Here is a 21,919-nt window from a genome sequence, read left to right as displayed (position 1 = left end):
AAGATAGCCACAGATTAAAGAATTAAAAAGATTAAATCTGCTCAATCTGCAGAATCTGCGAGAGAAAAGAAAAATAAAAATCCTTTCTAATCATTTTAATCTGTGGCAAAAAAATAACTAACTAATGAAAAAATCACATTTAAAAACCTTGTTTTCGATTTGCGCTTTCGGACTTCTTACAGTTCCAAATGCTTCAGCACAAATCCAAAATGCAGACGTATTAAACGCACCTATAGACATCAGTAAAGATTTTCAGAATTACCTGAACACTTTTTATTTTGCAGATGAACTAGTTTCTTTTGATCCTGCAACAGCAAAAGGAACCGTAAAATATTTGCGATACAATTATAAAACGCGTCAGGCTTTCAACAACATGATGATGAAACCTGATGTAGAGAAACCAAACGAATTCCCGACAACAGAATATGCAGAATCTCCTGTATTGCCATTCGAAATTCAGTTTGTTTCAGACAGAACTCTTCGTATTAAAGCGACTTCTGGTCCACAATTTAATCCGCAGGCAACATCGTTAATGTTGGTTGACGGAGTGGCGCCGAATCATCCAGAATTATGGAAATATTCAAAAATTGAAGGCGGTCACAGTTACACAAGCAAACATGGAAAAGTCGAAATTTTGACAAAACCTTGGCACATAAAAATCTACGATGAAAAAGGAAAACTGCTAACAAGCACGCTTCACGATACTGATTTTAAAAACACCTATACGCCAACACTTCCGTTTTCTTATGTTCGCAGAAACAGCGATTATTCAAGAAGTATGGGCGCTGCGTTCAGCTTAGAACCAGACGAAAAAATATTTGGTTGTGGAGAATCATTCACACAATTCAACAAACGCGGTCAAAAAGTAGTTTTATGGGCGGATGATGCAAACGGAATCCAAAATGAGACGATGTACAAACCAATTCCGTTTTACATGAGCAGCCGTGGTTACGGAGTTTTCATGCACCATTCAACACCAATTACAGTTGACTTTGGAAGATATTTTGGAAGTGCAAACGAAATGTATATTGGAGACGATGAAGCCGATTTGTTTTTCTTCATCGGAGAACCAAAAGACATTTTAGATCAATACACCAATTTGACTGGAAAAGCTGCCATGCCGCCGCTTTGGTCATTTGGTTTCTGGATGAGCCGTATTACCTATTTCTCAGAAAAAGAAGGCCGTGATGTTGCTAGGGATTTACGTAAATACAAAATTCCAACCGATGTAATTCACTTCGATACAGGTTGGTTTGATGTAGATTGGCGAAATAATTACGAGTTTGCAAAATCTCGTTTTCCAGACGCTACAAAAATGATGTCTGATTTGAAAGAAGACGGTTTTCATGTATGTCTTTGGCAATTGCCCTATTTCACACCAAAGAATACTTTGTTTCCAGAAATTATGGACAAGAACTTGGCGGTAAGAGATAGAAAAGGAAATCTGCCTTATGAAGATGCAGTTCTAGATTTCTCAAACCCAGAAACGATTTCTTGGTACCAAGCAAAATTGAAAAAATTATTTGATCAAGGTGTTTCTGTTTTCAAAGTAGATTTTGGAGAAGCTGCACCGCCAGACGGAATTTACCATTCTGGAAGAACAGGTTTCTATGAGCACAATTTATATCCGCTAAGATACAACAAAGCAGTTGCCGAAATCACGCAGAAAGAAAAAGGATATACTTTAATCTGGGCAAGAAGTACTTGGGCAGGATCTCAGCGTTATCCGTTGCATTGGGGTGGAGATGCCGAAACTTCAAACGGAGCAATGTCGGCAGAATTGCGCGGCGGACTTTCATTAGGTCTAAGCGGATTCAGTTTCTGGAGTCACGATGTTGGAGGATTTGCAACTAAATCTCCTGAAAACATTTACAGAAGATGGACGCCATTCGGAATGTTTACATCTCACGTAAGAAGCCACGGAGAACCTCCTCGCGAACCTTGGTTGTACAGCAAAGATTTCTTGGAAGGATTTAGAAAAGCAGATAATATGCGTTACGAATTAATGCCATATATCTACGCGCAAGCAAAAGAAAGTTCTCAAAAAGGATTGCCAATGATGCGTGCATTATTTGTAGAATATCCAAACGATCCAGGGGCTTGGTTAGTGGATAATCAATATTTATTCGGATCAAGTATGTTGGTTGCACCGCTTTTTGAAGAGGTTGAAGAAAGAGACGTTTACCTTCCAGAAGGAACTTGGATCGATTATCAAACTAAAAAAGTCTATCAATCTGGCTGGCATAAAATCAAAGCGGGCGAAGTGCCAATCGTAGTTTTAGTAAAAGACGGAACTGCTTTGCCACACATCGGTTTAGCGCAATCTACAAAAGATATGGATTGGAGCAAACTGACTTTAAAAGTATTCGCTAGCGATAAAACAACTTCGGCTTCAGCCAAAGTTTATTTACCAAACGGAGATACTGTACAAGAAATAAAAGTGACCAAAAACGGAAACAGTTTTGATGTAACAACAAATCCATTAAACGGAAAAACCACTTTCAAAACAGAGTGGGCAAAATAAAAGTTAGTACGCCACGACCCGAGCGATAGCGAACGGGCAAAGCAATTGCACGAATTTCCACGAATTTAATTTGTGATAATTTGTGGAATTTGTGGCAAAAAAATATAGCCACAGATTAAAGGATTAGAAAAGATTAAAGTAAAATCTGCTCAATCTGCAAAATCTGCGAGAGAGAAAAAAAATCCTTTCCAATCCTTTTAATCAGTGGCAAAAAAAATATAATACAAAAACATGAAAAATTATCTAATTCTCCCTGCTGTACTGTTTTCAATTGCCGTTGGATACAGTCAGAAAACTAAAAACACCTACGAACTGGCATCGCCAAACGGACAAAACAAAATCAAATTTGAGCTGGTAAAAAACGCTCCAAAATATGCAGTTTCTCACGGAAAAACCGAAGTGATTTCTCCTTCAGAAATGGGATTTGTATTGAAAGGAAACGAAGATTTGAGCACCAACTTTGAAATCAAAGGAGCAAAAACTTCTACGTTTGATGAAACTTGGGAACAAGTTTGGGGAGAAAAGAAAAACATTAGAAATCACTACAATCAATTGATAGTCGATTTACAGCAAAAAACAGGAAACAAAAGAAAATTACAAATTCAGTTCCGTGCTTTTGATGATGGAGTAGCTTTTAGATATGTTTATCCAAAACAAAATGTAAAAGACAGTATTTTCATCATGGATGAAAAAACGACTTTCAACTTAAAAGAAGACGGAAAAGCATGGTGGATTCCTGCCAACAGAGAAAACCGCGACGAATATTTGTTTAAAGAAGCTCCAGTAAGTACATTGGATACGGTTTTAACTCCACTAACAATCGAAAGCAAAAGCGGATTGGCTTTAAGTTTTCACGAAGCAAACTTGTACGATTTTGCCAGTATGACTTTGGTCAACACAAAAGGAACAGAATTAAAATCAGATTTGGTGCCGTGGGCTGATGGAGTAAAAGTTCGCGTGAAAGATTCATTTACTTCTTCTTGGAGAACCATTCAGATTGGAGAGAATCCGGGAGAATTAATTACTTCGTATTTGGTTTTAAACCTAAACGAGCCAAACAAACTAAAGAATACAAACAGCTATTTCAAACCCTACAAATATTTAGGAATTTGGTGGGGAATGCACATCGGAAAATATACTTTCTGGGAGAGCGACAAACAAGGCGCAACTACAAAACACGCTGAAGAATATATTGATTTTACAGCAAAAGAAGGTTTCCACCATTTATTGATCGAAGGATGGAATAAAGGTTGGACGCCAGGCTGGTATGAAAACCGCATGCACATGTTCAGTTTCACGAAAAGTGCTGACAATTTCGACTTAGAAAAAGTGGTTGAATACGGAAAGAAAAAGAACATAGAGTTAATCGGATATCACGAAACAGGTTCGAACTTAATTAACTACTTAAAAGAAGTTGATGAAGGTTTTGCTTTATACAAAAAACTAGGAATTCACACCGTAAAAATTGGCCACGTTGGTTCTAAACTGAATATGAAACAAATGCACTTCGGACAATTTGGAGTGAATTATTTCAGATACATTTTAGAAAAAGCAGCACAATACGATTTAGCGGTTTTATACCACGAATCTATTAAAGATACAGGCGAAAGAAGAACCTATCCAAACATGGTTTCGAGAGAAGCAGCTCGTGGACAAGAATACAACGCTTGGAGTGAAGGAAATCCGCCAAATCACTTAAGCATTATTCCGTTTACAAGATTGCTTTCTGGGCCAATGGATTTCACACCAGGAATTTTTGATGTTGAGGTAAAACAAGGTTACCCAGGAAAAAGAATTCAAGGAACAGTGGGGCAGCAGTTGGCATTGTATGTTACGATTTACTCTCCAATTCAAATGTTAGCCGATCTTCCTGAAAACTACGAAGGAAAACCAGCTTTACAATTCTTAAAAGACGTTCCGACCGATTGGGAAGACACGAAAATCTTAGAAGGAAAAATTGGTGAATACATCACAACAGCAAGAAAAGATAGAAATAGCGCAGATTGGTATCTAGGAACTTTGACCAATGAAAATCCAAGAAATGTAAATGTTTCATTGTCATTCTTAGATCCAAATGCAACTTACGAAGCGCAGATTTATGTGGATGCCGAAGGAACAGATCAAAAACACAATCCAGAGGCAGTGGCTATCTCTAAGAAAACAGTAAAATCTACAGATTCTCTAAAATTGAATTTAGGAGGAGCTGGCGGTGGAGCAGTGAGATTTAAAAAATTGTAATTATTAATTTCTAAAACCCGACAGGTTTTTAAAACCTGTCGGGTTTATAAACACAATAAAAATTAGTCCTTCTTTCAAAAATGAAAAACAGTATTCTTTATATCTTTTTTCTTTTATCTGCTAATTTGATGTTATCGCAGCAAAAGCAATATCCTTTTCGGAACCCGAATTTAGATACTGAAAAGCGTATTGATAATTTGCTGTCTTTGATGACGCTAGATGAAAAAGTGCAAGCTTTAAGCACAAATCCGTCAGTAAAAAGATTAGGACTTATAGGTACAGGTCACGTTGAAGGATTGCATGGTTTGGCTTTGGGCGGACCAGGAGAATGGGGAGGAAAAAACAAAAAGCCACTACCAACAACCACTTTTCCTCAAGCGTATGGTTTGGGAGAAACCTGGGACGTTGAGCTACTTCAAAAAGTGGCAAATGTAGAAGGTTATGAAACGCGTTTTGCTTTACAAAAATACAATCGCGGCGGATTGGTCGTTCGTGCTCCAAATGCCGATATTGCAAGAGATCCGCGTTGGGGACGCACCGAAGAAAGTTACGGAGAAGATGCATTTTTTAACGGAACTATGACCGTAGCTTTTGTAAAAGGCTTACAAGGGAATAATCCGAAATATTGGCAAACGGCTTCGTTGATGAAACATTTTTTGGCAAACAGCAATGAAGACGGGAGAACCTATACATCATCTGATTTTGATGAAAGACTTTGGAGAGAATATTATGCACTTCCTTTTCAAATGGGAGTTGTTCAAGGCGGTTCGCGCGCTTATATGGCTGCCTACAATAAAGTAAACGGAATTCCGGCAATGGTGCATCCGATGTTAAAAAATATTACCCAAAAAGAATGGGGTCAGAACGGAATTATTTGTACCGATGGAGGCGCTTTTAAACTGCTGCTTTCAGATCATAAATATTATGCAGATAAATATCTAGGCGCGGCTGCTGCTGTAAAAGCGGGAATCAACCAATTTTTGGATGAATTTGTGGACGGTGTTTATGGTGCGCTTTCTAATGGATATTTAAAAGAAAAAGATCTTGATGAAGTGTTGCGCGGGAATTACCGAGTGATGATAAAACTTGGAATGCTCGATGCTTCAAATGAAAATCCATATTCGAAAATTGGAAAAGACAAAGATACGATTGATCCTTGGAAAACAGAAGCGCATAAGAAAATCGCTTTAGAGGCCACTCAAAAATCTATTGTTTTATTGAAAAATGAAAATGGATTTCTGCCTTTGCAAAAAGAAAAGATAAAAACACTCGCCGTAATTGGACCTCGTGCCGATGAAGTGCTTTTGGATTGGTACAGCGGAACGCCTCCGTATGTGATTACACCTTTGGAAGGAATAAAAAAGAAGCTAGGGAGTAATGTCGAAGTTCTAGTCGCAAAAAATAACATTGACGGAAAAGCGGCAACCATTGCAAAAAAAGCAGATGTTGTAATTGTAGTTGTTGGAAATCATCCTGTTTGTAATGCTGGATGGGCAAATTGTCCCGTTCCAAGTGAAGGAAAAGAAGCGGTTGACCGCCAATCTCTGACTTTAGAACAAGAAGATCTGATTAAGGTAGTTTATCAAGCAAATCCGAAAACGGTGGTCGCATTAATCAGCAGTTTTCCTTATGCAATCAATTGGACTCAGGAAAATGTTCCAGCAATTGTACACATGGCGCAAAACAGTCAGGAAACAGGAACGGCATTGGCAGATGTTTTGTTTGGCGATTACAATCCAGCAGGACGTTTAACGCAAACTTGGGTAAAAGATATTGCCGATCTTCCAGAATTATTGGATTACAATATCAGAAATGGAAGAACCTATATGTACTCCAAAAAGAAACCATTATATGCTTTTGGCCACGGATTGAGTTATACGACTTTCAAATACAATTCGGTTGAATTGAGTTCTGAAACTATTTCGAAAAATGAAGAATTAAAAGTCACGGTTTCCATTACAAATACGGGAAATAAAGATGGAGATGAAGTAATTCAGCTTTACGTAAAACAATTAGAATCGAAAGTAGAACGACCAGAAAAAGAACTGAAAGCATTTAAAAGAGTTTTCTTTAAAGCTGGAGAAACCAAAAATGTTGATTTGGTTCTAAAAGCAAAAGATTTAGAATATTGGAATACAGCAAAACAAACTTTTGAACTTGAAAAAAATACAATCGAAATTCAGTTAGGAAGTGCTTCGGATAACATACTTCTGAAAAAGAAAATTGCAGCGAAATAATTGTAAAAGAATAAAATTTAAACATGAAAAAAAGTCTAATTATACTATTTGTTTTTGTTGGCTTAGCGAGCTTTAAATCATTCGCGCAAGCAACAAACACAAATTCTCAAAACCGAATTATAAAAGTAGATTTCAATAAATCTGCTGGTAAATTAAACACCATGTTCAAAGAATGCATCGGTGCAGGAAGAGCAAATGAAGGACTTCGTGCCGATTGGCAGCAGCAATTGGCATTGGTAAAAAAAGAATGTGATTTTAAATACATCCGTTTTCATGGTCTATTGTCTGATGATATGGCAGTTTACCGCGAAGACGAAAAAGGAAATCCAGAATACAATTACCAATACGTTGACGTTTTGTTCGACTTTATTGTAAGCCTGAAAATGAAACCTTTTGTAGAATTAGGTTTTATGCCGAATGCTTTGGCAAGCGGAAAAGAAACTGTTTTTTGGTGGAAAGGAAATGTAACCCCTCCAAAAGATTATAAAAAATGGGAAGATTTAGTTAAAAATCTTACGGCGCATTTTAAAGAACGCTACGGAGATGAAGAAGTAAAAACATGGTATTTTGAAGTGTGGAACGAACCGAATTTAACACCAGGATTTTGGACAGGAACTCAAGAAGAATATTATAAATTATACGATTACGCAGCTCGCGGTATAAAAGCTGTAAACCCAGCTTATAAAGTTGGCGGACCAGCAACTGCAGGAGCGGCTTGGGTTCCAGAAACGATTGCTTTTTGCACTAAAAATAATCTTCCAATCGATTTTATTTCGACACATGCTTACAGTAAAACATGGCTATTTGGACGAATTTGGAACTTCGGGAACAATATTGAGCAAAGATGAATTTAGTGTAAGCGGAGAAGTGATTAACTCACGCAAACAGATTGCAGAATCGGCGAAACCAAATTTGGAACTGCATTATACAGAATGGAGTTCTTCATACACGCCAGCAGATCCAATTCACGACAGCTATCATTCGGCAGCTTATATTTTGCAGAAATTAAAACAAGTTGGTAATGCCGCAAACTCAATGTCGTATTGGGTTTTTACTGATATATTTGAAGAACCGGGGCCAAGATTTACGCCTTTTCACGGCGGTTTCGGATTATTGAATACGCAGGGAATTAAAAAACCTGCCTATTTCTCTTATTATTTACTGAATAAATTGGGAGAAACAGAACTTCAAAATTCAGATAAAGCTTCTTGGACTTCTAAAAATGCAAAAGGCGATGTCCAGGTTTTATTATGGGATTTTACCAATACACATCCGGGCGATAAAGAACGGAATCAGACTTATTACATTAAAGATCTTCCATCAAAAGAAAAAGGAAAAGTCAAAATTGAAGTTGATGGAATGCAAAAAGGAAAATATGTACTAGAAATATATAAAGTTGGCTATAAAGTAAACGACGTTTATGCAGATTATTTGGCCTTGAATAAACCAAGTCAGTTAACACGTGATCAGGTAAATGCCATGAAAAAGAAAAATAACGGAGCGCCAATTTCAACAGAAAAAATTACAATTGATGCAAAAGGAATTTTTAGCAAAGAATTCAAAATCAATGAAAATGATGTTGTTTTTATAAATTTGATAAAACAATAAATTAAAAACAGAAACCACAAACATAAAAATAGTATTAACTGGATTTTAAAGATGTGTGAGAAATCAAAAATCTTTAAGTCTAAAAAACACCTAACTATCTATGAAAAACAAAATGATATACCTTTCGGCAGCTTTGGTTTTTGCATTTTTTGCTTCTTGTAAAAATGATGCGAAGACTGCGGTTTCAACTTCAAGTTCGACGGAGACTGAAGAATATGTTGGAAAAGAAATAAGCACAGACCACGATGCAGAAATCGACAAACTGATTTCGCAAATGACATTGGAAGAAAAAGTCGGAATGCTTCATGGTAACAGCATGTTTGCCAATGCAGGTGTAAAACGTTTAGGAATTCCAGAATTAAAAATGGCTGACGGTCCGTTGGGAGTTCGTGAAGAAATTTCGCGTGACAATTGGGCTCCAGCTGGATGGACAAACGATTTTGCCACTTATTATCCAGCAGGTGGTGCTTTGGCAGCAACGTGGAATGCTGAAATGGCACATACTTTTGGAACTAGTTTAGGAGAAGAATTGCGTGCAAGAGATAAAGACATGCTGCTTTCACCAGCAATCAATATGGTGAGAACACCGCTTGGAGGAAGAACGTACGAATACATGTCAGAAGATCCGTTTTTGAATAAAAAAATCGCCGTGCCATTGGTTGTTGGTTTGCAGGAAAAAGATGTAATGGCGTGCGTAAAACATTATGCGGCAAACAACCAAGAAACCAATCGTGATTTTGTAGATGTACAAATTGACGAGCGTACACTTCGCGAAATTTATCTTCCAGCTTTCGAAGCTACTGTAAAAGAAGCAAAAGCATACAGCATCATGGGAGCTTACAACAAATTTAGAGGTGAATATTTATGTGAAAACGATTATATGCTGAACAAAATTCTTCGTGACGAATGGGGATTTAAAGGTATAGTCGTTTCAGATTGGGCTGCGGTGCATTCTACAGCAAAAACATTGAAAAATGGTTTAGATATTGAAATGGGAACTCCAAAACCATTCAACGAATTTTTCTTAGCAGACAAACTAATCGCAGCAGTTAAATCTGGAGAAATTTCAGAAAAAGAAATTGATCTTCACGTAAAACGTATTTTAAGAGTTTTATTTCAAGTAAAAGCAATGGGCGGAGGCGAGCGCGCTAAAGGAAGCATCGCGACAGAAGCACATTACCAAGATGCTTACAAAATTGCAGCCGAAGCAATTGTATTGTTGAAAAATGAAAACAATGCGCTTCCACTAAAATTAGACGGAGTAAAATCTATCGCGGTAATCGGAAACAACGCAACCAAGAAAAATGCTTTGGGCGGATTTGGAGCTGGTGTTAAAACAAAAAGAGAAGTTACACCTCTTGAAGGGCTTAAAAATAGACTTCCTTCTTCAATCAAAATCAATTATGCAGAAGGATATTTAGAGCGTTACGACAAAAAGAATAGAGGGAATTTAGGAAATATTACGGCAAACGGTCCAGTTACAATCGATCAGTTGGATCCTACAAAAGTAAAAGAAGCAGTTGAAGCAGCTAAAAACTCTGATGTAGCCATCATTTTTGCGGGTTCAAACCGTGATTACGAAACTGAAGCTTCAGACCGTAGAGATTTGCACTTGCCATTTGGACAAGAAGAGTTAATCAAACAAGTTCTAGCTGTAAATCCAAAAACAATTGTAGTTATGGTTGCGGGTGCGCCATTCGATATTAACGAAGTAAGCCAAAAAACTTCTGCTTTGGTTTGGAGCTGGTTTAACGGTTCTGAAGGAGGAAATGCTTTAGCAGATGTGATTTTAGGAAAAGTAAATCCATCAGGAAAATTACCTTGGACAATGCCTAAACAGCTTAAAGATTCTCCTGCACATGCTACAAACAGTTTCCCTGGAGACAAAACAGTAAATTATGCAGAAGGAATTTTAATCGGATACCGTTGGTTTGACACTAAAAATGTTGCGCCATTATATCCTTTCGGTTACGGATTATCATATACGACTTTTGCTTTAGAAAATGCAAAAGCAAGCAAAGATTCTTATGCTCAAACAGAGGTAATCGAAGTTTCGGTTGACGTTAAAAACATAGGAAAAGTAGACGGAAAAGAAGTTATTCAGTTATATACTTCAAAATCGGATTCTAAAATTAGCCGTGCTGCTCAGGAATTAAAAGGATTCAAAAAAGTGGATGTAAAAGCTGGAAGTTCAGAAACAGTAACGATTAAAGTTCCTGTAAAAGAATTGGCTTATTATGATGTTGCTGCTAAAAAATGGACGGTGGAACCAGGAAAATATACTATCAAAGTAGGAACTTCTTCAAGAGACATCAAAAAAGAAATTTCAGTAACAATTAAGTAGTCTTTTTTAACCATATAAGTAATTTAAGTTCATTTAATCAAGCTTCAAATTAATCTCGCAAAGACGCTGAGACGCAAAGTTTGAATGAACTTAAATTCCTTATATGGTTATTTTTTTAAGCCTTCGATACACATATTAATCGACGGATTAAAGTAAAAAAATGTTATGAAATCCTATAAGTGATATAAGTAAATTTAAGTGCAACGAGAATTAAAAACTTAAAATATCTTATATCACTTATATGGTTCAAAAAAAATAAAATTAGAATAAATGAAAAAGTTAATAGTTTTTATTTTATTGATAATTAGCGCAATATCTAGCGCTAATGTACGAATGCCTATACTATTTTCTGACGGAATTGTGCTGCAAAGAGACAAGCAAATTCCGATTTGGGGTTTTGCAGATGCCAATGAAAGTGTAGAAATTCATTTCAACAAACAAATCAAGAAAACCACAGCCGATAAAAACGGAAAATGGACGGTAAATTTAGCTGCTGAAAAAGCCGGCGGACCATTCGAATTGGTTGTAATCGGAAAAAATAAAATCACCATCAAAAATGTTTTGGTTGGAGAAGTTTGGATTTGCAGCGGACAATCGAATATGGAATTTCAAGTTTCCAAAACTATCAATGCTGAAAAAGAAATTGCAGACGCCAATTATTCAATGATTCGTCATTTTGGTGTAGCGCAGGATTTAAGTGGAACTCCAAAAGACGATTTAAAACAAGGGAAATGGCAAGTAGCAAACAAAGAAAATGTAGGCAATTTTACAGCAGTTGGTTATTATTTCGCTAGAAAATTATATTCAGAATTAAAAATTCCAATTGGAATCATCAATACTTCTTGGGGCGGAACTAATGTAGAAACTTGGACAAGCCGTGAAGCTTTCGAAAAAAGCAACGAATTCAAATCGATGATTGCCAATGTGCCAACGGTTGATATCAATGCCATTTTCGAAAATTATAAAAAATCAGTTTTAGACAATTTGAAAAAGGTACAAGGATTTGATGTTTCGATGGAAAATGAAGATCAGTTTAAAAATCCAAACTTCCAAGACAAAAGCTGGCCAGAAATCAAAGTGCCTTCACTTTGGGAAAATCAGCAAATCGGAAATATCGACGGAATTGTCTGGATGCGAAAAACCATTGTTTTAACAGCTGAGCAAGCCAAAAAACAAGCCGTTTTGCATTTAGCAAAAGTAGATGACGAAGACAAAACCTATGTAAATGGAGTTGAAGTTGGAACTAATAATCTTTGGGATAAAAAAAGGATTTACGAAATTCCTGCAAATGTTCTAAAAGAAGGAACAAATGTAATTGCCGTTAGAATTACAGATTACAGCGGTGGCGGTGGAATCTACGGCGATCCAGAAGATCTAAAAATCGATTTTAAAGATTCAAAACTTCCGTTGGAAGGACTTTGGAAATTCAATGTTATCAAAGTAAGAATCGAAGTTTCGCCAAACAGTTATCCTTCACTATTGTATAATGCTATGGTAAATCCACTGGTTCCTTACGCGATTCAAGGTGTTCTTTGGTATCAAGGAGAGGCGAATGTTTGGAGAGCAAAACAGTACAAAAAAGCATTTCCGTTACTGATCAACGATTGGAGAACAAAATTCAAACAAGGCAATTTTCCGTTTTATTTTGTGCAATTATCAACTTTCGACGAATTTGGCGGCAACAGTCAAAAAGGAAGCCGTTGGGCAGAACTTCGCGAAGCACAATCTGAAACTTTAAAACTACCAAACACAGGAATGGCAGTGACAACTGACATTGGAAATGCAAAAGACATTCACCCAACCAACAAACAAGACATTGGTTTGCGTTTGGCGGCGATCGCAATGAACAATATTTACGGTAAAAAACAAGTTCACAGCGGGCCAACGTATAAATCTCAAGAAATAAAAGGAAACCAAATTATCCTTACTTTCGATAACGTAGGCAGCGGATTATCAACGCCAAATAACGATGAATTAAAAGGCTTCGAAATCGCAGGCGCAGACAAAGTTTTTCATTCCGCGAAAGCGATAATCAAAGACAACAAAGTAATCGTTTCTAGCGATCAGGTTCAAAATCCAGTTGCAGTGCATTACGGTTGGGCAGACGACGATACGGCGATCAATCTTTTCAATAAAGAAAAATTCCCTGCATCGCCTTTCAGAACCGACAATTGGGAAATGATTACGGCAAACGAGAAATATAGTGTAAGTAAATAATATTTGGGCGTGACCGTATCCCGATAAGTGGGCAGACAATCTTAGCGCTTATTCGCCCACTTATCAGGATACGGTCGGGCTATCCGCGCTACTTTGGTAGCTAGCTCCTATCCCTCACGCGAACAAAGTATTAATTAACGTTTCGCTTGTCATTCCGAGGAACGAGGAATCACACTCGAAATTCCGCAAAGAAAATCATCAATCTTTGTAGATTTACGAGTGTGATTCCTCGTTCCTCGGAATGACAAAATAAGAGACGATAAAATAAAAATCAAAAACATAATCCCATGAATCCAACCTTCATCAAAAAAACATTTTTCATCTTACTTCTCACATTTTACGCCAAAAACATTTCAGCACAATCCAAAAATGTTTTGTGGTCCAAACAGCCCGCAGAATTTTTTGAGGAAAGTTTAGTTTTAGGAAACGGAAAAATGGGCGCAACTGTATTTGGCGGAGTGAATTCAGATAAAATTTATTTGAATGATATTACGCTTTGGTCGGGCGAACCTGTAAACGCCAATATGAGTCCAGAAGCTTATAAAAATATTCCGGCTATTCGCGATGCATTAAAAAACGAAAATTATAAACTAGCAGAGGAACTGAACAAAAAGGTTGAAGGGAAAAACTCGGAATCGTATGCTCCTTTGGGAACATTAGAAATCAACAATTCAGAGAAAGGGAAAGCGACCAATTATTACAGAGAATTGGATCTTGCCAACGCAACATCAAAAGTTACGTATGAAATGGACGGCGTAAAATATACGCGCGAATATTTTGTTTCGGCTCCAGATCAAATCATGGTCATTAAATTGACGAGTAGTGAAAAAGGTGCGTTAAACTTCGATATTAGTTTAAAAAGTTTATTAAAATCGGAAGTTTCAGTTCGAAACAATGTTTTGGTAATGAACGGTACAGCACCAATTCATGAAAATGCGGGATATAAAGTTCAAGACAAATATTTGCAGATTCCAGAAAGAGGAACAAGATTTACAACTTTACTGCAAGTAAAAAAAGTAGACGGACAGCTCACCAGTTCGAGAGCAACATTAACCATAAAAAATGCATCGGAAGTATATATTTATGTTTCGACCGCAACCAGTTTTAACGGCTTTGACAAAAATCCAGCTACCGAAGGTGTAGACGATGTATCAATTGCTTTGCAAAACCTGAATAAAGCTTATGCTAAACCATTCGAGAAATTAAAAGAAAATCACATTGCCGATTATCAAAATTTCTTCAATCGTGTGGACTTGAATCTGGGTAAAACAACCGCTCCAGATTTACCAACGGACGAACGTTTATTGCGTTATGCAGATGGAAAAGAAGATAAAAATCTGGAAATTTTGTATTTCAATTTCGGGCGATATTTGCTAATCAGTTCTTCACGAACTTTGGGTGTTCCTGCCAATTTACAAGGACTTTGGAATCCGTACGTAAATCCGCCTTGGAGCAGTAATTATACGATGAATATTAATCTGGAAGAAAATTATTGGCTGGCAGAAAACACCAATCTTTCAGAAATGCACCAATCTCTTTTGAGCTTTATAAAAAAACTTTCGGTAAACGGAAAAATTACAGCAAAGACTTTTTATGGAGTAAACGAAGGTTGGGCAGCGGCACATAATTCAGACATTTGGGCAATGACCAATCCTGTTGGACAATTTGGAAAAGAAGAACCAATGTGGGCATGCTGGCCAATGGCAGGCGCCTGGTTGATCACACACATTTGGGAGCACTATACTTTTACTCAAGACCAAAATTATTTAAAAAAAGAAGGTTATCCGTTAATGAAAGGTGCGGCAGAATTTTGTTTGGGCTGGTTGGTAACCGATAAAAATGGCAATTTAATTACGTCGCCTTCAACTTCGCCAGAAAATCAATATAGATTAGCAGATGGTTTTGTTGGCGCAACAATGTATGGAGGAACTGCCGATTTGGCTATGATTCGTGAATGTTTTGATAAAACGATAAAAGCTTCAAAAGTGCTGAATACGGATGCCGCTTTCAGAGATAAATTAGAAAAAGCATTGGCGAAACTTCATCCGTATCAAATTGGTAAAAAAGGAAATTTACAGGAATGGTATTTTGATTGGGACGATAATGATCCAAAGCACCGTCATCAATCGCATTTATTTGGACTTTTTCCTGGCAATCATATCACGCCTTTGAAAACACCAGATTTGGCAGAAGCTTCTAAGAAAACTCTAGAGATAAAAGGAGATGAAACCACAGGTTGGTCAAAAGGCTGGAGAATCAACCTTTGGGCAAGACTTTGGGACGGAAATCGCGCTTACAAAATGTACCGCGAATTATTGCGTTACGTTGATCCAGACGGAAAAAAAACAGACAAACCCAGAAGAGGAGGAGGAACGTATCCGAATTTATTCGACGCACATCCGCCATTTCAAATTGATGGAAATTTTGGAGGAGCCGCAGCCGTTACAGAAATGTTAATTCAGTCAGACGAAAACGAAATCCGTTTGCTTCCTGCTTTGCCAGATGCTTGGGAAGAAGGTTCTGTAAAAGGAATTTGCGCTAGAGGCGGTTTCGAAATTGAGATGGAATGGAGTAATAAAAAACCGCAAAAAGTAATTATCTCTTCAAAAAATGGAGGAAAAACAACTTTGATTTTCGGTGATAAAAAACAGGAAATTGTTTTGAAAAAAGGAGAGAAGAAAGGGGTTAATTTTTAATAACAATATTCGTTTTTAGAATAAGCTCCGGAGGAGCGAAATATTTATAGAAAACAGACATCCACAACAAAACAGCTCCAGCGGAGCGACATATAAATTTATAACTAATATGTCGCTCCGCTGGAGCTTTTCTGTATATGCGGAAATGATATCTATAAATATTTTGCCTCTCTGAGGCTTTTTTATATTTAATTGAAATTGTTTTTTGAAAACGAATGTCATCCTGAGCGAAGTCGAAGGACACTCCAATTGGGCTGTAGCTTCGACTTCGCTCAGCTTGACAAACAATACATAAAACCCGACAGGTTTTTAAAACCTGTCGGGTTTATTATTTGCATTATTATTTTTCAGAATTCTCTTTTTCTTCAGGTTTCTCAGAATGGTCTTTTTTAAAACTTTCGTACCATTTCTCGATTGAGGGATAAACAAAAGCAGCGACTTTTTTCACTGGATTGTAAAAAATAGACTTATCCAAAGTTTCTTGTTTGACAAAAGTGTTGTTGAAATTGATTTTTTCGAACAAAGCAATAAAAATACTCAGAATCAGAATGGTTTTTAAGACTCTGAAAAATCCACCACCCAATTTATTCATCCAACCTAACATGGCAAAATCGGCAATTCCAGTTAGAATTTTGGCCAAGAAATAAACACCAATTACAACCAGAATAAAAGTTAAGATAAAAGCCGTGATCTGAATATTAGTCGGATTCCAAGAAACATGTTTTGAAATCATTCCCGTCATTAAAGAAGAAAATTTAATCGCAAGATAAATGCCTAACAACAGCGAAATAAAAGAAGCAACTTCTACAAAAAGTCCGTTTTTAATGCCTTTGTATAAACTGTAGCACAAAAGCGCACCGACGATAATATCAAAAAAACTCATTTTTAGGTTTGGTGTTTAATGAGGCGCAAAGATAGATCTTTTTTTGAGTGGCAAAGGTTCAGAGAAACAAAGTGACAAAGGTTTTATGCTTACTCTATTATTAAATATTTAAAAACGAATAGTAGAATATATTCTGTTTATGTGAAAAAGGTGTTTCACTGTTTTAACAACATACTTGTATATAGAAACTTGTTTTTTTAACCTATGATTCTATGTGTTTAATTTTTTTAAAACTATGTATCTTTGCAACTCTAATTTTAGATTTAGATTGCGATTCTGCCCCCTCAGAATTATATTTTTATATCAGCAATCTAAAATCTACAATCAAAAATCATAAATTAAATGTCTAGAGATACACAATTAAAAGAGCGATGGGAAAAGCTCGTCGATATACTTTCCAATCAATTTTCGCAAGGCGAAGATTTAGATTTGGATTCTATAATTTACCTAATCGGAGTTCAGGAATACGGAAAAGTGCACCGCGAGTACAAGAAAGACGAAAAACTGAATTTAATGCACATTGCAATCTGTCGATTGCTTGAACCATACGGATTTTATGAATTCGAATATTTCGACGAAGAAGGTTGGCCACATTATAAAATAAAAGAGCAATTGCCTCCGTTAAAGGCAGGTGAACAGTCGGTTTTAATGAAAGAAGCGATTGTAAATTATTTTTTAGAAAGAAAACTTATTGAATAGATTTTTTTGGTGTTCAGTATTCAGGTTTTTAGTGCTCAGTGCTGTAAACTGTGACTAAGTAAGCGGAAACTGAACACTAAAAACCTGAATACTGACTACTGAAAAAATGTGTAGATACGCAATGACAGCTTATAAACCTCATTATGCTTGTTTTAATTGTCGAAAGACATTTAAAAGAAGATTGATGGGAGATATAAAAAAAGGAGAAAAATCGGTTTTTGAAGCCAAATGTCCTGAGTGTGGAGAATTAATGGCTAATATGGGACTGGATTTTGAATCGCCAAAAAAAGACGATTTAAAGAAATGGGAACATCTGAAAAGTTTATATTCCGTTGGCATTACTTTTCATTCCTGTGGTTGCGGCGGTCCAGGTTATATTCCGAATTCGAAAGAAAAGCTAATTGAACATTTCGAAGAGATAAAAAAAACGTATTTTAAGAATATGGAATTTTGGCGCAATAGAGTTGAGCCTGAGACTAAAAAAGAAATAGAACGTGATGCAAATAAAAACTGGTATGAATTAGGAAGGGTTTCTTCTAATTATAAAAAAGAAGCAGTTCTAAATCAGGAAGGTTTAGATTATTGGCATGAAAAGATTAAAAAAATAGAAGAAAAACTAAGTCTTATAAAATAGTTGTAAAGAGATTTAGATACAAATAATTTTTACAGATTTAAGGAGCTGTATGCTGGTTTAAAGATTCTGTTTTACAGTTCTGAAGGAAACTTTGAACTTTTGACATTAAACTTTAAACAAAATACTTAAATTTGTATTCTCAGAACTGAATGAAAATGATAGATAAGATAAAACAACATATAGAGGAAGCCAAAGCCTTTAATGAAAAAAACAAAGAATCTTTAGAACAATTTCGTATTAAATATTTAGGAAGTAAAGGTTTATTGAAAGAACTTTTTACTGAGTTTAAAAATATTCCAAACGACCAAAAAAAGGACTTTGGACAAGTTATAAATACTTTAAAAGCTGTTGCTGAAGAAAAAGTAAGAGTTATTCAGGAAGAACTTGAGAGCAAAGAAGAATCAAAAGGTATTTTTGGAGATTTAACGCGTGCGGCAGAACCAGTAATAATTGGTTCTCGTCATCCGATTTCTATCGTAAAAAATCAGATTATAGATATTTTTGCTAATATCGGATTTAACGTTTCTGAAGGTCCAGAAATTGAAGACGATTGGCATAACTTTACAGCATTGAACTTGCCAGAATATCACCCAGCGCGTGATATGCAGGATACGTTTTTCATTCAGACCAATCCAGATGTGCTGTTGCGTACGCATACATCATCTGTTCAGGTACGTTATATGGAAAATCACAAACCGCCAATCCGTACGATTTCACCGGGACGCGTTTTCCGTAACGAAGCAATTTCATCTCGTTCGCACTGTATTTTCCATCAAGTGGAAGGATTGTACATTGATAAAGATGTTTCTTTTGCCGATTTGAAACAAACGTTACTTTATTTCACAAAAGAAATGTTCGGAAAATCTAAGATTCGTCTTCGTCCGTCTTATTTCCCATTTACAGAGCCAAGTGCTGAGATTGATATCTATTGGGGATTAAAAACAGAAACCGATTACAGAATTACAAAAGGAACGGGCTGGTTAGAAATTGGAGGTTGCGGAATGGTAGATCCAAACGTTTTGAAAAACTGTGACATCAACCCAGACGAATACAACGGATTTGCTTTCGGAATGGGAGTAGAGCGTATTGCAATGCTTTTATACCAAATTGGAGATATCCGTATGTTCTACGAAAATGATGTTCGTTTCTTAGAGCAATTTAAAGCAAATATATAATTTAAGTCATAAAGTCGTAAAGTCGAAAGTTGAAAGTCTCAGAGTAGGCTTTTGACTTTCGACTTTATGACTTTCAAACTTTCGACTAATATGAAAAAAGATATAATTATTCCAGAAGTTGAAAACGTGTTTCTAGCTGCAGTGCAGGAATGGAGCGACGATTTTATGGAAAAAGTGTGGTATGCTTATTTGGTTAACGATAGCGATTTTAACTTAGACAGCGTAATGGTCGTTTCAAAAGCATTTGGAACAATTGATGGCGAGATGAAAAAAACGTCTATTTTGCGTCACGCTTTTGTTGAGGTTCCTTCTGTTTCTGTTGTGAAGATAGAATTGGTAGAAAAGAGCCTTTTAGCGCTTAATAATGAGTTTATGGTAACTTTCTTCATCGGAAACACTTTGTACGATAAGAAGTTCATTTTTAAAGCCAATTCGCTTGACGAAAACAAAACAGAAGAAGTGCCGATTTTGTTTGTTGAAGGTGTGATGGTGAAATAAGAAAAGCCAATAAATTATATTAAATCACGATCAATTACGATCGTGATTTTTTATTTAAAAAATAGTTGTCAATTTTTCGGTTGCAGAAGGCTTTATATCAAAAGTACTTTTGTCTAAACTAAAAGAAGAAATTATGACAATAAGATTTGAAGAATTCAGAAAACTGCACAATAACCAAACCCCATTGCTGCTTGCAAATGTTTGGAATGTCCAGAGTGCATTGCAATATGAAAAATTAGGTTTTAAAGCTCTTGGAACTTCAAGCGCTGCAATTGCTTCTGATTTAGGATATGAAGATGGAGAAAACATGCCGTTTGAAGATTATTTTTTTATGATCCAAAGAATTAAATCGGCTTTAAAAATTCCGTTAAATGTAGATCTAGAAGCTGGTTATGGAAATAGTGCTGAAGAAATATTAGCCAATATTTCAAAATTGTATGAAATTGGAATAGTCGGTATTAATATTGAAGATTCGGTTGTTATTAACTCTAAAAGAGAAATAACAGAAACGAAATCTTTTACCACAAAACTGAGAGCAATTGTAGAAAACCTAAAAAAGAGAAACATTGATATGTTTGTAAATGTGCGTTCTGATGTATTTCTTTTGGATTTGCCGAATAAAATTGAAGAATCTAAGTACAGATTAAAACAATATGAAATGGCTGGGGTTGATGGTGTTTTTCTTCCATGCATTACGAACGAAGATGATATAAAGGAAATTACTGAAACGATAAAACTGCCTCTAAATTTGATGTGTATGCCTAATCTTCCTAATTTTGAAAAGTTAAGAGAATTGGGAGTAAAGCGTATTAGTATGGGAAATTTTGCAAATGCTTTTCTAAACAAACAATTAGAAAAAGTTACTTTACAAGTACTTGAAAGTAATAGTTTTTCTCCCATTTTTGAATAATTGATTATGGAGCTTACAGATGATATAATGTACAAAGCAGCAGTAAATAAAGATACTTCTTTTGAAGGAGTCTTTTTTACTGCGGTTAAAACAACGGGTATATTTTGCCGGCCGACTTGTACTGCGAGAAAGCCAAAAAAAGAAAATGTAGAATTTTTTACCAGTTCAAAAGAAGCGATTTTAAAAGGTTACAGACCTTGTAAAGTTTGTTTTCCGCTAGAAAAATATAATGAAACACCCGATTTTATAAAGGAGATTTTAAAAGAGCTTTCAGAAAATCCGTCTTTAAAATTCAAAGATGCTGATTTAATTCAACGCGGAATTGAACCCAGTAAAATAAGACGCTGGTTTTTAAAAAATCATAAGATTACATTTCAAGCCTATCAGAGAATGTTTCGCATTAATAGCGCTTTCAAAAAGATAAAAGAAGGTGAAAGTATCACTTCAACAGCTTTTGACACGGGTTACGAATCTTTAAGCGGTTTTAACGATTCTTTCAAATCGATATTTGGCGTTTCTCCTAAAAATAGCAAAGCACAAAATATAATTGATCTTAAAAGAATAGAAACTCCGCTTGGAACAATGTATGTCTGCGCGGTAAAAGAAGGAATTTGCCTGCTTGAATTTACAGACAGAAAAATGCTGGAAACAGAATTTAAGGCATTAGCTAAAACGTTGAATGCTACTATTATTCAAGGAGATAATGGACATTTTGAAATTTTAGAAAAACAATTGAGAGAATATTTTGAAGGAAAAAGAAAGGATTTTACAGTACCGCTTTTCTCTCCAGGATCTGATTTTCAAAATAAGGTCTGGACTGCATTGCAAAATATACCTTATGGCGCTGTACGATCTTATAAAGAACAGTCTAGTGCCATTAATAAACCAGAAGCAATTAGAGCTGTGGCAAATGCAAACGGTGCAAACAGAATTTCAATACTTATACCGTGCCATCGTGTTGTTGGTTCAAATGGAGAACTCACGGGATATGGAGGAGGTTTATGGCGGAAGAAATGGCTTTTGGAGCTGGAGAAGAAGAATGTTGAGAATTAGAAGAAAGAGGCAAGAGGAAAGACTCGATGCTTTTGAGAAAATAGAAGAAAGAGGCAAGAGAAAAGACGAGACTTAAATAGAATAAAGAAGAAAGAGCCAAGACTGAAATTTCAGTTTGGCTCTTTTTTTTTCGACACAAAGAAAAAAGTCTTTCCTCTTGCGTCTTTCTTCTATTTGGTCTAAAAAGATTAATCCAAAGACTC

At 36.0% G+C, this 21,919-nt stretch carries 15 protein-coding genes; 14 read left to right on the top strand and 1 reads right to left on the bottom strand.

The window, feature by feature from the left end; all coding sequences use genetic code 11:
- Nucleotides 1–124 precede the first annotated feature (124 nt).
- The 8 genes from J7574_RS01285 to J7574_RS01250 all read left to right on the top strand — a co-directional run bounded on the left by J7574_RS01285 (nucleotide 125) and on the right by J7574_RS01250 (nucleotide 15,864).
- On the top strand, nucleotides 125–2,524 hold the full coding sequence (locus J7574_RS01285; RefSeq protein ID WP_290963130.1) for a TIM-barrel domain-containing protein: 2,400 nt from the start codon (nucleotides 125–127) through the stop codon (nucleotides 2,522–2,524).
- A 231-nt stretch (nucleotides 2,525–2,755) separates the two neighbouring features.
- Nucleotides 2,756–4,762, top strand: coding sequence for a glycoside hydrolase family 97 protein (locus J7574_RS01280; RefSeq protein ID WP_290963128.1), 2,007 nt, complete (start codon nucleotides 2,756–2,758; stop codon nucleotides 4,760–4,762).
- Between the two features lie 80 nt (nucleotides 4,763–4,842).
- On the top strand, nucleotides 4,843–6,999 hold the full coding sequence (locus J7574_RS01275; RefSeq protein WP_290963126.1) for a glycoside hydrolase family 3 C-terminal domain-containing protein: 2,157 nt from the start codon (nucleotides 4,843–4,845) through the stop codon (nucleotides 6,997–6,999).
- 23 nt (nucleotides 7,000–7,022) lie between these two features.
- On the top strand, nucleotides 7,023–7,847 hold the full coding sequence (locus tag J7574_RS01270) for a hypothetical protein (protein WP_290963124.1): 825 nt from the start codon (nucleotides 7,023–7,025) through the stop codon (nucleotides 7,845–7,847).
- Nucleotides 7,780–8,607, top strand: coding sequence for a hypothetical protein (locus J7574_RS01265; protein ID WP_290963123.1), 828 nt, complete (start codon nucleotides 7,780–7,782; stop codon nucleotides 8,605–8,607). The genes J7574_RS01270 and J7574_RS01265 overlap by 68 nt, the downstream gene beginning before the upstream one ends.
- 100 nt (nucleotides 8,608–8,707) lie before the next feature.
- The gene (locus J7574_RS01260; protein WP_290963121.1) at nucleotides 8,708–10,951 is read left to right on the top strand and encodes a glycoside hydrolase family 3 C-terminal domain-containing protein; all 2,244 of its coding nucleotides are present in this window, start codon (nucleotides 8,708–8,710) and stop codon (nucleotides 10,949–10,951) included.
- A 270-nt stretch (nucleotides 10,952–11,221) separates the two neighbouring features.
- Nucleotides 11,222–13,168: a sialate O-acetylesterase gene (locus tag J7574_RS01255; protein ID WP_290963119.1), complete on the top strand. Its 1,947-nt coding sequence runs from the start codon at nucleotides 11,222–11,224 to the stop codon at nucleotides 13,166–13,168.
- Nucleotides 13,169–13,455: 287 nt separating this feature from the next.
- On the top strand, nucleotides 13,456–15,864 hold the full coding sequence (locus J7574_RS01250) for a glycoside hydrolase family 95 protein (protein WP_290963117.1): 2,409 nt from the start codon (nucleotides 13,456–13,458) through the stop codon (nucleotides 15,862–15,864).
- Between the two features lie 340 nt (nucleotides 15,865–16,204).
- Here J7574_RS01250 and J7574_RS01245 read toward each other — a convergent pair whose 3' ends face one another.
- A complete protein-coding gene (locus J7574_RS01245) occupies nucleotides 16,205–16,747 on the bottom strand; it encodes a CvpA family protein (RefSeq protein ID WP_290963115.1) in 543 nt (180 codons plus the stop codon).
- A 342-nt stretch (nucleotides 16,748–17,089) separates the two neighbouring features.
- Between J7574_RS01245 and J7574_RS01240 the strand changes: the two genes are divergently transcribed.
- The 6 genes from J7574_RS01240 (at nucleotide 17,090) to J7574_RS23150 (ending at nucleotide 21,716) form a co-directional block, all read left to right on the top strand.
- The gene (locus J7574_RS01240) at nucleotides 17,090–17,446 is read left to right on the top strand and encodes a hypothetical protein (RefSeq protein ID WP_144216869.1); all 357 of its coding nucleotides are present in this window, start codon (nucleotides 17,090–17,092) and stop codon (nucleotides 17,444–17,446) included.
- Between the two features lie 184 nt (nucleotides 17,447–17,630).
- Nucleotides 17,631–18,080, top strand: coding sequence for a hypothetical protein (locus J7574_RS01235; RefSeq protein ID WP_290963111.1), 450 nt, complete (start codon nucleotides 17,631–17,633; stop codon nucleotides 18,078–18,080).
- 155 nt (nucleotides 18,081–18,235) lie between these two features.
- Complete coding sequence (locus J7574_RS01230) at nucleotides 18,236–19,255, top strand: phenylalanine--tRNA ligase subunit alpha (protein ID WP_198855280.1); 1,020 nt, start codon at nucleotides 18,236–18,238, stop codon at nucleotides 19,253–19,255.
- Between the two features lie 90 nt (nucleotides 19,256–19,345).
- Entirely contained in the window at nucleotides 19,346–19,753 is a 408-nt protein-coding gene (locus tag J7574_RS01225) for a hypothetical protein (RefSeq protein ID WP_012022855.1), read from the top strand.
- Nucleotides 19,754–19,886: 133 nt separating this feature from the next.
- Nucleotides 19,887–20,663 carry an isocitrate lyase/phosphoenolpyruvate mutase family protein gene (locus J7574_RS01220; protein ID WP_290963106.1) on the top strand — a complete coding sequence of 259 codons (777 nt, stop codon included), beginning with the start codon at nucleotides 19,887–19,889 and terminating at the stop codon, nucleotides 20,661–20,663.
- Between the two features lie 6 nt (nucleotides 20,664–20,669).
- Entirely contained in the window at nucleotides 20,670–21,716 is a 1,047-nt protein-coding gene (locus tag J7574_RS23150; RefSeq protein ID WP_367272527.1) for a bifunctional transcriptional activator/DNA repair enzyme AdaA, read from the top strand.
- Nucleotides 21,717–21,919 lie beyond the last annotated feature (203 nt).

This window comes from Flavobacterium sp. (genome assembly GCF_017744675.1).
Taxonomy (GTDB): domain Bacteria; phylum Bacteroidota; class Bacteroidia; order Flavobacteriales; family Flavobacteriaceae; genus Flavobacterium.
The sequence above is the reverse complement of the archived record's forward strand: the minus strand, read 5'-3'. Positions and strand labels throughout refer to the sequence as shown.